The 9,737-nt window shown below is 62.2% G+C and carries 10 protein-coding genes; 3 read left to right on the top strand and 7 right to left on the bottom strand.

All coding sequences use genetic code 11. From position 1 onward, the window contains the following. Window positions 1-12: 12 nt before the first annotated feature. The 3 genes from AO501_RS35160 to AO501_RS07605 form a co-directional block, all read right to left on the bottom strand. The gene (locus tag AO501_RS35160) at window positions 13-1,632 is read right to left on the bottom strand and encodes an IS481 family transposase (RefSeq protein WP_197419786.1); all 1,620 of its coding nucleotides are present in this window, start codon (window positions 1,630-1,632) and stop codon (window positions 13-15) included. Between the two features lie 201 nt (window positions 1,633-1,833). After that, window positions 1,834-2,688, bottom strand: a complete 855-nt coding sequence (locus AO501_RS07610) for a polysaccharide deacetylase family protein (protein ID WP_055577151.1) — start codon at window positions 2,686-2,688, stop codon at window positions 1,834-1,836. A 239-nt stretch (window positions 2,689-2,927) separates the two neighbouring features. Beyond that, window positions 2,928-4,511 (bottom strand): PPE family protein, encoded by a 1,584-nt coding sequence (locus tag AO501_RS07605; protein WP_055577150.1) that lies wholly within the window; start codon window positions 4,509-4,511, stop codon window positions 2,928-2,930. 329 nt (window positions 4,512-4,840) lie between these two features. Between AO501_RS07605 and AO501_RS37810 the strand changes: the two genes are divergently transcribed. After that, a complete protein-coding gene (locus AO501_RS37810; RefSeq protein WP_197048186.1) occupies window positions 4,841-5,554 on the top strand; it encodes a hypothetical protein in 714 nt (237 codons plus the stop codon). A gap of 150 nt (window positions 5,555-5,704) precedes the next feature. On the opposite strand, the gene AO501_RS35145 is transcribed toward AO501_RS37810, so the two are convergent. From AO501_RS35145 to AO501_RS35140, 3 genes are all read right to left on the bottom strand, one after another. Beyond that, complete coding sequence (locus tag AO501_RS35145) at window positions 5,705-5,926, bottom strand: four-helix bundle copper-binding protein (RefSeq protein ID WP_156298123.1); 222 nt, start codon at window positions 5,924-5,926, stop codon at window positions 5,705-5,707. 233 nt (window positions 5,927-6,159) lie between these two features. Continuing rightward, the gene (locus tag AO501_RS40645; protein ID WP_411580561.1) at window positions 6,160-6,681 is read right to left on the bottom strand and encodes an IS110 family transposase; all 522 of its coding nucleotides are present in this window, start codon (window positions 6,679-6,681) and stop codon (window positions 6,160-6,162) included. 397 nt (window positions 6,682-7,078) lie between these two features. Then, entirely contained in the window at window positions 7,079-7,303 is a 225-nt protein-coding gene (locus AO501_RS35140; RefSeq protein WP_082658456.1) for a DUF2188 domain-containing protein, read from the bottom strand. A gap of 602 nt (window positions 7,304-7,905) precedes the next feature. Here AO501_RS35140 and AO501_RS07585 point away from each other — a divergent pair. After that, complete coding sequence (locus AO501_RS07585; protein WP_055577147.1) at window positions 7,906-8,196, top strand: metal-sensitive transcriptional regulator; 291 nt, start codon at window positions 7,906-7,908, stop codon at window positions 8,194-8,196. Between the two features lie 453 nt (window positions 8,197-8,649). Here the strand turns inward: AO501_RS07585 and AO501_RS36940 are convergent, their stop codons facing one another. Next, the gene (locus AO501_RS36940) at window positions 8,650-8,871 is read right to left on the bottom strand and encodes a hypothetical protein (protein WP_055577146.1); all 222 of its coding nucleotides are present in this window, start codon (window positions 8,869-8,871) and stop codon (window positions 8,650-8,652) included. A 128-nt stretch (window positions 8,872-8,999) separates the two neighbouring features. Here AO501_RS36940 and AO501_RS07575 point away from each other — a divergent pair, with 128 nt between their 5' ends. Next, on the top strand, window positions 9,000-9,437 hold the full coding sequence (locus AO501_RS07575; protein WP_055577145.1) for a DUF4189 domain-containing protein: 438 nt from the start codon (window positions 9,000-9,002) through the stop codon (window positions 9,435-9,437). Window positions 9,438-9,737: the final 300 nt, after the last annotated feature.

Here is a 9,737-nt window from a genome sequence, read left to right as displayed (position 1 = left end):
GGGTGGATACTTTTACCCGGCCAAAAACGGATACCTCGACTTGGCCACCAGTGGGTACTTTTTCATGGCCATGGGCAGCGGAAGCGGCGATGCTGCGGGTCTGACTCCCTTGAGCTGCTGGACTTCATTGCGGCTAAATGGGTTTGGCAGTGTCTTGAGCAACATGTTCCCTGCAGTCGCGTGGATTAAGCCACCGTCGAATCTCAACGTCACTCTGGTGCCGGCACTACCGGTACCCAGGGCCAGGTCGCGACCAGCGACCACAACGATGCCGTCGCGGCTTGCTGTGCGGTCGATTTCGACGGGTGCAGGCCGCTTACCCACGTCCACGCTTGTCGCGGCGGGCTCAACCGGGTCTGCTCGCCCGGCGCGGACACCGCGTAGCGACAGGTGCTTAAGGTCGGCAGTGGTGACTCGGGATGGGACAGTTTTGATGACCTCGTCGCCAAGCAGGACATGGATGCGGGTCAGGTCAATCCATAAGGTCACCGTCAGGCCGGCGTAGTTCTTGCCGACCCAGAGTTGCTGCAGGCCGGCTATGGCCACGACACCCGAGGGTGGGACGCGGACGTCCATCTCGGTGGGCCCGCAGGCGCGGATGTCGGTGGGTTGCAACAGCGGTGCGGCATTGGTGGTCTGGTCGGCGGAATGGGTTTCGTCTGACGGCGTGAGTGTGGATTCGCCTGCCCGGTTTCGAAACAGGCTGGCCGGTGTGGCCATGTCCAGCGATTGGTGCGGGCGGACCGTGTTGTAGGTATGTACCCATTCGTCGATCGCGGCCTGGGCCGCCTCAATGGATTCGAACGCACCGACTTCGTCGAGCAATTCGCGCCGCAGTGTGCGGTGGAAGCGCTCGACCTTGCCAGTGGTCGTCGGCGAACGACGTCTGGTCAAACGAGCCGTGATGCCGTTCTCGCGGCAGATCCGCTCGAAGAGCACCTCGACGGGCAGTGGCCGGGTGAATTTTCCGGTGAACTGCTTGCCGTTGTCGGTGAGAACCTCAAAGGGTGCACCCCAGCGGTTGATCGCCGCGAGGAACGCGTCACACACCGCGGGGCCGGACGGCTGCGGCAACACGGTGGCAGCGACGACGAATCGGGAATGGTCGTCGATGGCGGTCAGCATTTTGTGTTCGCGTCCGTTGACCAAGAACACCCCACCGACGATGTCGAGTTGCCACAGGTGCATCGGCGCCTCCCGCGCCCACCGCTTGTAGACCCGTTTATGTTGCTGCTCTTGAGTATTCACAAGACCGTTGCGCAGCAGAACCCGATGCACAGTCGAACGCGACGGAGCCTGTCCGCCGATTTCACGCTTCAGCTCATGAGTGATTCGCCGCGCTCCCCATCGCCGATGATGCCGGCGCATCTCGCAGATCAACGCCTCAACGTCGGCGGCGATGCGGCCCGGGCTGGAATGCGGGCGACGTGACTGATCGGCCAAAGCCTTCAAGCCGCCGGCCTCGTAGCGTTTGCGCCAGGCAGTGACCGTCTGGCGCGTGACGCCATAGCGTTCAGCGACCTCACCAACGGGTGCACCGTCGTTGACTTCAGTGACAGCACGCAGTCGGACCTCGATCGTGACGCGCGCCGCAACATCGGAATCTGATTCGTAAATCTCTTTCTTGACCACCACAAGACCGTGTCAGCCACGGATTGCCCGTCAACGATGTCCTGGTGACGATCGGTCAAAGATGTCCTGAACCCATACAGGTCAGAAGCAGGGGGAACGGGAGCCGCGGCCGTGACGTTCCTGTTGGCCGCGTCGGCGATAACCCGTTAGTGCTGTGGACTTCGCGTTGAAGCCTTCCGCCTCGTTGGCCGCGGGGGGCGCCTATTGCGGTGGGCCGCCTGCACTTTGATTCGGCAGATCGGTGATCGGGATGTTCGTCGCCGGCGTGGGCGAAGGCGTAGCCGGCAAAGCCGGGATGTCGGCGGGTTCGATGTCGCGCAACACGTTGACTGGCGGCCCGTTCTCGCGCCCTCCGTAACTGCTGCCCGGTGAACGCGAGCCAAGGAGGTGACTGACCGTCACCACGTGATAGCCGTTGGCCGTCAGCACCAGCAGGAACTGATACACCAGATCCACGGTGCTGGAATAGGTGTCATGCAGCAGCACCACCGATCCCGGCTTAATCTGGGTGATCAACATGGAACGGGTGGCTGCGGTGTTGGCGTCGTTGATCCAGTCGAACGGGATGACATCCCAGTTGATGTCAGCCAGGCCCTGCCTTCGGGCTTCGTCGAGCACGGCGTCGTTGATCAAGCCGCCGGCGGTGCGCAGCAGCGTGGGTGAGCATCCGGTCGCCGCGGTGATGGCTTGGGAGGCGGCCGCGAGCTGCCGCGGGATCTGGGCTGGATCGATCGTGGTCATATTGGGGTGCTCCCATGTGTGGTTGCCCACCTCCATGCCAGCGTCGACGATGCGCTTGGCCGCCTGCGGATCACGGGCGACCTTGTTGCCGATCAAAAAGAACGTCGCCTTTGCATCACGCCGACCCAGCACCTGCAACAGCCGGTCGGTGAACGGAGTCGGCCCATCGTCGAACGTCAGTGCCACGCACTTGGCCTTCTGGCAATCCACGTGGTCGGTGTCCTGACCGCGCCGATACCACACCACGATCGCCGCCGCCACCACGACCACGACGACGGCGCCCACCCCCACCGCCCAGCCGTTGCGGCGACTCATTCCCAGCCCGACCACCGCTCACCCCCCAATCCGCGCCCCTCACTGACCCGGCGCACCATAACCCCGGACGTTCAAAGCAGTTCGGCCCTGCGGCACGGCTTTGCCAATGTTTGTTTACCCCCGTATCAAACAACCCCAGCGAAGCCGGTGCCAACACACCCCGCCCGTGCCGACGACCCGGGGCTCGCGTGATGTCCCAGCTGTGCCCTCGTTCCGAAACCCAGCGACACTACAGCGGTTCAGGGAGCGCCGGTTTGGTCGGGATTCCAGGTGCCCGGGACCATCGGCAGCCTTGGCCCGCTGCCGAATTCGTTTTCGGGCAGCTTGGCCATACCCGCCGCCGCAACGCCCGCTTCCTTACTCATCATGCCGGCGAACCCCAGAATTCCGGCAGCTTGATCCGACGCGGCGCTCGACAGCTTCTGCTCACTATTTGGCGGTACGCCCCACTCCGGGTCGACATCGACATTCATGTCCATGAACTCGTCGCCGTGGTCGTGCAGCGCCGCGTGCCGGCGGCGACGTGCCCGCGCGCGCGCGGCTGCGCCGGCTGCCGCCGCGGCAGAATCGGGTTCTAGCGCCTTCTTCTTGGCACCGGCACTGGCACTCGCGCTACTGCTCATCCCAGACCCGAAGCCCACGCCAGGGCCGCCCCCCACCAAGAACGGGTAACCGAAGCCGGCGGCCGCCGGAGCCGGTGGCGGCGGTGCCGCCCCGGCGCTGGCAACCGTACTCGTAGCGGGCGCGGGCGCGGAAGCCGGCGCAGCGGGCGCGACTGTCACGACACCCGGGGCCATCGCAGCGGGCGGCAACATTGGCCCTGCAGGGGCGACAGGCGGCGCCCCGACAGCGGAGGTCACCGCAGGCTGGATGGCGGCCAGGCCGGAAAGCCCGGCCAAACCGGGGACCGCTCCCAGATTCGTGACGGCGGCACCGAAAGCGACCCCCAGTAATAGCGGGGCCTGGTTGACCGCTTGAAGAATCTGTGGAATGTGCAGAGGGTAGTCGAAAAATAGCAGATAGAAGTAGGACTGCAAAGCCTCTTGCGGATTAGTTAACAGTTCCTGAGCAAACGTCTCAAAATCTTTAGGGAATTCGATCGCCCGAGCAACCCACCAGTACGGGTCGGCCGCATTCGTATATTCCTCGAAGGGAATCCCGTTCAGGGTGCCCTCGGCGGGATCCCACATCACGCGGCCACCGGAGATGATGCGCAAGAACTCCGCAACGGCGTCGTCGATGGGGGTGGCCGCACCCCCATGCCCGTCCCCACCCGCCTGGTTGTCCCCTTGAACAATTTCCGGAGCCGGAGCGGGCTGCGGTGTCGACGCCAGCGCCGCGCCCGACGCTGCTTCATACGTCGTCATGGTGGTCGCGGCCTGGATCCACATCCGCACGTAGTCGGCCTCGTTGAGCGCGATCGGGATGGTGTTGATCCCAAAAAAGTTTGTCGCCACCAATGTCCCGTGGATGACGTGGTTGGCGGCTAGCTCGGGCAGCGTCGGCATTGTCGCCAGCGCGGTCATGTATGCGGCGGCCGCGATCTCGTGCTGCGCAGCGGCGTCCGCGCTGGTAGTGCCGGCCTGCGTCAGCCACGCCAGATACGGCGTGTGCGCGGCCAGATACTGCTCGGCGCTCGGCCCCTCCCAGGCCCCGCCCTGCACCGCACCCAGCAAAGCCATGAGCTCGTGGGCCACCTCGGTGTACTCGGTACTCAAAGCCGACCACGCCGCCGCGGCCGCCAACAACGAGCCGGGTCCCGCGCCGCTCGTGAGCGACGTCGAGTGCACCTCAGGCGGCCACGCCATCCACACCGGGGCCATGTCAACACTCCTCCACCAAGCACCAGCCGCACAGCTTACTGGCTTTGACAATCATTATCAATAAGAGCGTCCCAAGGCGGGGTCATATGATCGAATGTGCGAAATTCCAAGCAGGTCAACGCAGTTGCGAAGAAACGCGTGAGCTGCCTCGCGCGGGAACCCGCCCCGCGCAGCTGACGAAAGCAGTCCATCCAGTCGTTTTCGTGGTTGCGCGTTCAGGGTCAAGCGGTTCTGCCGGACGATCTGTAAACACAGATCGCAGATGCGTGAGAACCTATTCGCAACCGGACATGTGGACCTCAGCACGTACTCGGGTGAAAAATAGAGTGATGGATTTTCAGTATCGGCCGGCCCCCGGAGTCCGCCTCGGGTGGCGACTCGAAAGTCATGACCTTTTCACCGATGCCGTCGTTGATAATCTGTGCGAGGTCGAGGAGGCCATAGCCCGGGCCATCACTGCCCATTGCCACGAAAATGCCGTGGCACTGACGCTCGTTCGCGGCGCCCACGGATGGCGTGAATTCACCACCTCAAACGGCAACGTCACATCGTGTCGGTGGACGATGGTTCTACGTGACTTTAGTTGCGCGGCTTGCGGATACGACACATGGGACGAGACGTACAGGGTAAATGATGCACTGTGGGCGGCCGCGGGCGATGTTCGCGGCCGCCTTTGTATCGGCTGCCTTGAACAACGATTACACCGCCCACTCACACCCGGCGACTTCGTCGATGACGATGACGTTCCGCTGAACCGACCAACCTCGCAACGGTTGACTGACCGACGAATCCGTCCGCAAGCCCCGCGACCGAACGTTGGCTTCGGCGCCCCGATCGGGAGCGTTGACCTGTGCGCTTTCGACGACGCGGGGAACGCCTACGAGATCTTGGCATGCCCGGACTGCCTGCCCTGGCGGGCAGAGGTCGTTCGTGATCCGCGAACGAAGGAGCTCCTCATTCGTGAGTGGCATGCAGTAAATTGCGAGCTTTTTCAAGAGCTCATCCGCGACGATCATCTCCGCTGGCACCAACCGACCGCTTAACCCAACCGCCGCCACCAGTAAACCGGGCAACTCGATCGAGTCCCCAGCCTGGGGGGCCCGTCACGGCGTGACCCAAGGCCGCCACGGGGCGCGTTCATGGCCGCTCCACCAGCTAGGCGCAGCGGCCATGAACTTGGCGGCTGGATTGGATCAGGCCATCGCCCGGCACTCTTGAGCGCAGCGGCGACAAGACTCTGCGCAGGCGCGGCAGTGATCGTTGTCGTGCTTGTCGCACTCGGCCGCGCACGCCTCGCAAATCTCTGCGCACAACTGGCACAACTGAGACGCCCAACGAGACCCACGGGACACCAGCGTCACACACGCCGCGCAAATCGCTGCGCAGTCCAAGCATAACCGGACGCAGTCGGCCATCTTCGTATCGTTGATGCAACAGTTCGCGCACGCCTCGCACGCCGCCTGACACTCCGCGCACGCATCCAGACAGGCCTGGTTTGCCGCTACCGCCATGACGAAATCTCCTTACTCGTCGTTCGTAAAACGTTTGTTGTCATTTCTTTACTCCTCTCGCGCTGCTTGCTGGCGCAGGTTGAGTCTGCCACGCAGGTACCTCACGGGGGTAGGGTACAAAGTCCTTCGTTGGCGCTTCAGCTATCGACCCGCGAGGAGATCAATGATGACCTCGAGTTGGCCCACCGTGGTGAGGCCGCGATCGTGACGATCTGCTCGTCGAGGCGATCCCGAGCTGCAGTCGCGGTGAGCATTGCATCGAAGTGGTGATGAAAGGCCGCACTGGTGTGGGAATCGTCGAATCGTTGACGACGCAGCCAGGTTTCGTGCACCCCATTCCAGGCCGGCCCACCCGAATACACCCGACCCTGACGCAGCAGCAGTTTCGACAGCCGATCGCGGACCCGCATCAAATCGGCGCGGGCGTCTTCGCGGGCGCGCACCAGATCCCGCACCGCCTCCACTTCGGCCTCGGGCACGGTAGCCGTAGTGATCTCACCTAAGCGCAACAGCCGTGTCAGGTGCACAGCGTCACGAGCGTCGGTCTTGACCCGATCCCCAGCCGGGCGAAGACCGCTCGCTTCAGGTCTCGTTGGCGTGCTTGACTTCTCGGTTCTCCTCTCAACATCCTTGATCCGCTGGGACTGCGCGGCGGACACCCCGGGCGCGTATCCGTGATCGAGATCGGCCTGGCGGACCCAGGAGCGCACCGACTAAATTTCGGACCCGAGTTGGCGTGCTGACCCGATGCACTGTCCGATGCCTGGTACCCAACTCCGCACGCACACACGGACCATCCGCGGCGACTTTCTCGTCCGGACTGCACCGACGCGACGTCGGCTTTCCAGGCACCTGTTCCTTCGACATGGCTCCATCTTCATTTCCAAGGTCTAGAGCGCCTCCACACATGCCAGGGCGATTCAGCCATACGAACATCGCTGGCGGCATGGAATGTACAAGTGCGTTGGCAACGGCGGTGACTGCGAGACCGCTGCACTGCCGCCCGCCAGCACAGCCTCGGTCGCATCGGTTCCGCCACTCCTCAATACGGCTGAGTCACCCCTTCGGATGGTGTGGATCATTTCCGTACGAGTTTTTCTCACCAATCGAGCCATCGAGCTTTCGGACCATGTGTTCTACACCCCGGTCCTTCGCCATCTGTCGGCCGATAGCCTGCTGGTCGGCCTTAGTGCCACCAGTATGAGCTGCGCGACTGTTGCCTTCTACCTTCGACTTCCACACCCCGTCTTCGTTGTAGGTGCTTAGATCGCCTTTTACCATTGCTAATCCTCCATACTCAGCTCGGCGTAGCTTTAAGTTTCTCACCAAACTGATACGATCCAGAAGTCAATCAACTGTTCGGGGGAAGGTGGCAGCGACCAACCAACGCGACCGATTGAGCAGGCACTGGGACCATTCGCTTAAGTGCCGTTACCCCTTGTTATGGATCATGATTAGTCACACGGATTAGAGAGCGTTCCTCTGCGGCCTGCACATGTGTTGCCCGTGATCTCGGCAACGCGTAAATGCAACTCGAAGAGAGCTATCAGCAAACCCCGCCCTTGGGTAAATTCATACGTCGCGTTAGTAGGCGAATGTTCGCTTCCGTTCCCCTTAACCCAACGCGCCACATGCCACCACAGCAGCAGTAGGTAGACCCCCACTCCAAGAGGCGTATGAGGTCGAACAGGTCTCAGCGGCTGAATGTTGACACCGGTCTATGCATTCTCTGCTGGTGATGCCTGCAGGCCTACATACCGAGAGCGACGATAGCCGGAACTCCCGTTAGGTACAATAGCCACAAAAGACGTCGTTGAATGTCGAGCACGCTCATCACGCGGCAGTACAATCTACGACCCGATGATCCGAGTCCAGGAGTTCAAATGAAAACGACGAACGGATATGCGGCAAACAAGGACAGCTATGCCAAGCGATTGCGTAGAATTGAGGGCCAAGTTCGCGGCATTGCGAAGATGATTGACGAAGACAAGTACTGCATCGACATCCTCACTCAAATCAGCGCGGCCAGCAGTGCTTTGCGGTCCGTGGCGCTCAACCTGCTCGACGACCATCTCGATAATTGCGTAAGCCAAGCAGTTGCCGAGGGAGGAAAGGAGGCGGACGCAAAACTGGCCGAGGCATCCGCGGCTATCGCGCGACTTGTTCGATCCTGACCAGATATGAACGCGACTGCGGAAGGTGGTCCAAGAGTCTTTTAGCGCCCGACGTACGCGAAGCCCGGGCAGCAGTGCACCGAGTCTGGTTGCGAGTGAGCGCGGGTGGCCACTTGTGCCCGGAGGCCAGTCCGCGAGCGTTCTCGGTGCCTCTGGGCGCTATTTCGCCAGTGGCGGAGATCCGACACGAGATGGTCTACGACAATATCTCGGGTGCGCGGCCCCGCGCCCAGGGTATGCAGCGACTGACCCGGCATGAAACTCAACCGTCGGGGCCGCAACAATATGTCTTGCGGATTACTGCGAGATTAAGACTTTGGCCCCCGCCCCAGTGACTTTAGTCCCTACCCCCCAAGGGTATCCCGTGGCAAAATCCCGAGGCATGACGCAAACAAATGAGTCCAGCGAGCCGTCGGCCACGGCAGCACAGCCTTCCGTCGCCGATCACCCCAATCAGCCCAGCCGGGTGGATCGAATCTGGTCAGTGGTAGCGATCACCGCCGGAGTCGTCTTCATCGTGACTGTGATCTTCTTTTGGGGTTTCTTCTTGGGGCGAGCCACGGACGGCCCCGGCGGCGGGCAGCGAGCCTCCGGCGGCTCGGGCGACAGCAGCTGTCCGATGATGGGATCCGGCGGGGGAATGCGACCCGGCACGATGCAGCCTGGAAGCTCCATGGAGCCTCATCAATCGGGAACGCCGACACCCCAGCCGACACCGCATCCATAACTTCAAAACGCCCGCGGTGTAGCCAGGTTGGCCTCCCGCGAACTCCTCCGCCAGACCTCAGAAAGGGGTTAGTGAAATGAATACGAAACGCCGTCAGCAAATGGGGTTTGCGGTGGCCACCGTCGGCGCCACAGCGGGGCTGATGATCCTGGTACTTCCGATTATTCCCCAGGTAAGTGCCAACCTCGACAATGCTGCAGTGGCCGAGATGGGTATGGGCAACCAAATGCCCGTCCCGCACGTAATGCGTTACGGTGCGATCGCTTACTCCCCAAGCACCGGCGCATGGGGCACCTCGCGGGGCTACCAGGTCAAGACTCAAGCCGAACGAGTCGCTGTGGAGCAGTGTGGTGAAAATGACTGCAGAGTCATCATCAGCTTCAACCTCTGCGGCGCGGTGGCCTCTGACGGCTCGAATTACCAAGGTGGAACCGGTCTCTCACGTCAAGCGGCAGAACAAGACGCGTTAAACAGGCTGGGCGGCGGGAAGATCGCCAACTCGGTGTGCAACTGAGTTGGCGGCACATTCTCGATTAGATCGCGCCGACCCCGACAACCACGTTCGCGCTGCCTGCGCCGGGAAAAATAAGAGACTCCGGCCCCGCTTCTCGGCCGGCTCCACCCGTCCCGGCTCCCGTGAGTATGCCGAAGGCACCCAGCCACATCAGCGGTGAACGCGTTCACGCGCTGAAGATGATGATCTGCTCGCTCGCTACAACCAACAAGTAACTGCGTGCCGGAACCTGTCAACCTGAATGAGGCACCGTTGCGCGGTATTTACTGAGCGTCCTCCTCTGGATGGTCGGGTGGGTTG

The organism is Mycobacterium gordonae, from assembly GCF_001417955.2.
GTDB classification, from domain to species: domain Bacteria; phylum Actinomycetota; class Actinomycetes; order Mycobacteriales; family Mycobacteriaceae; genus Mycobacterium; species Mycobacterium gordonae_B.
Note: the sequence above shows the minus strand (reverse complement) of the source record. Positions and strands in the feature narration are given on the sequence as shown.

Coding starts and splice junctions, on each gene's coding strand:
- AO501_RS07610 (WP_055577151.1), bottom strand. CDS start 2,688: ATGAGTCGCCGCAACGGCTGGGCGGTGGGGGTGGGCGCCGTCGTCGTG.
- AO501_RS07605 (WP_055577150.1), bottom strand. CDS start 4,511: ATGGCCCCGGTGTGGATGGCGTGGCCGCCTGAGGTGCACTCGACGTCG.
- AO501_RS37810 (WP_197048186.1), top strand. CDS start 4,841: ATGGATTTTCAGTATCGGCCGGCCCCCGGAGTCCGCCTCGGGTGGCGA.
- AO501_RS35145 (WP_156298123.1), bottom strand. CDS start 5,926: ATGGCCGACTGCGTCCGGTTATGCTTGGACTGCGCAGCGATTTGCGCG.
- AO501_RS35140 (WP_082658456.1), bottom strand. CDS start 7,303: ATGGTAAAAGGCGATCTAAGCACCTACAACGAAGACGGGGTGTGGAAG.
- AO501_RS07585 (WP_055577147.1), top strand. CDS start 7,906: ATGAAAACGACGAACGGATATGCGGCAAACAAGGACAGCTATGCCAAG.
- AO501_RS36940 (WP_055577146.1), bottom strand. CDS start 8,871: ATGGAGCTTCCAGGCTGCATCGTGCCGGGTCGCATTCCCCCGCCGGAT.
- AO501_RS07575 (WP_055577145.1), top strand. CDS start 9,000: ATGAATACGAAACGCCGTCAGCAAATGGGGTTTGCGGTGGCCACCGTC.